Origin of the sequence: Helicobacter salomonis, assembly GCF_900197775.1 — a bacterium.
Classification (GTDB): Bacteria; Campylobacterota; Campylobacteria; order Campylobacterales; family Helicobacteraceae; genus Helicobacter; species Helicobacter salomonis.
The window spans coordinates 1-1,025 of record NZ_FZMA01000051.1 but is presented as its reverse complement, the minus strand read 5'-3'; the positions used below and the strand labels follow the sequence as shown (position 1 = coordinate 1,025).

Annotated in this window: 1 protein-coding gene; it reads left to right on the top strand. The window is 46.6% G+C overall.

Translation table 11 applies throughout. The features are described 5' to 3' along the window. Positions 1-267: 267 nt before the first annotated feature. Positions 268-1,025 (top strand): tyrosine-type recombinase/integrase (locus C6H04_RS07200; RefSeq protein ID WP_158653830.1); only part of this gene is annotated, 758 nt, incomplete at its 3' end.

The following is a 1,025-nucleotide window of genomic DNA, read 5'->3' as shown; positions in this document are numbered from 1 at the left end:
TGATAGTGGCTATCAATTCCTCTAAAAAACTACCCCCCCACAACTAGGCTTTTCTAGCCTATTGCAATCCTTCTTCTTTGCACTCAACTGCGCCCAAGAGCATTGTTAAGCTAAGCCTTAGCCTACAAGCTCACTTGAAAAAACTCTGCTAAAATGCGCGCTCAAATCCCCAAGGGGGGGGTGACTTTTTATGAAGTCATAAAGCTCTCATTTAACACACACTTACTAATCACCGAAACTTTTGAACATACAAACAAAGGAGCAACAATGAGATACTACCCCCGCAATGGAATGCTTTATGCTGAAGTGTACGAGCAGGGCAAACGCAAACGCTTCAGCTTGAAAATGCCCGACACGCCAGAAAATCGCGCCAAAGCCCAAGCCCAAATCAAATACGCCAATAGCCCTTCTTTAGGCGTTGTTGTAGAAGAATACCTCCAAAGACATAATCTAGGCCTCAAGCCCTCCAGCCAACGCACTATCAAGAGCCGTCTCAACACCATTGTAGAGCTTTTCAATGCTCAAACCCCCATCGCCCAGATCAACAAGCAGAGTATCCAAGATTTCTACAACCAGTTGGCCCAAAAATCCCCCAGCCAATTCCATGCTAAAAACCTCACACACCTGCTCAAACGCCTCTTAGACTTCGCCCTAGAGATGGACTACATAGAGGCCAGCCCTTTTTTTAAACAACGCCTGGCTATGGCCAGGCCCCCTAAAGAAAAACAACCCCTAAACCTAGAAGAGGTGAGTGACATGTTGGAGGTGTGTTCGGACCTGAGGCTTAAGACCTATCTAGTCGTGGCTTTTTTTACAGGGGCTAGAGTGGGCGAGATTCAAGCTCTCAAATGGAGTGATGTCAACTTTGCTAAGAATACCATCCGCATTGAGCGCACTTTAAGCCAAAAAAATGAGCTAGGCACGCCTAAGACACGCTCAAGTGTGCGCACCCTGGAGATGTTGCCCATTGTCAAAGAGGCCCTATTGCGCTATTTAGAGCAAAACCCTAGCAGTCCTTACATCTT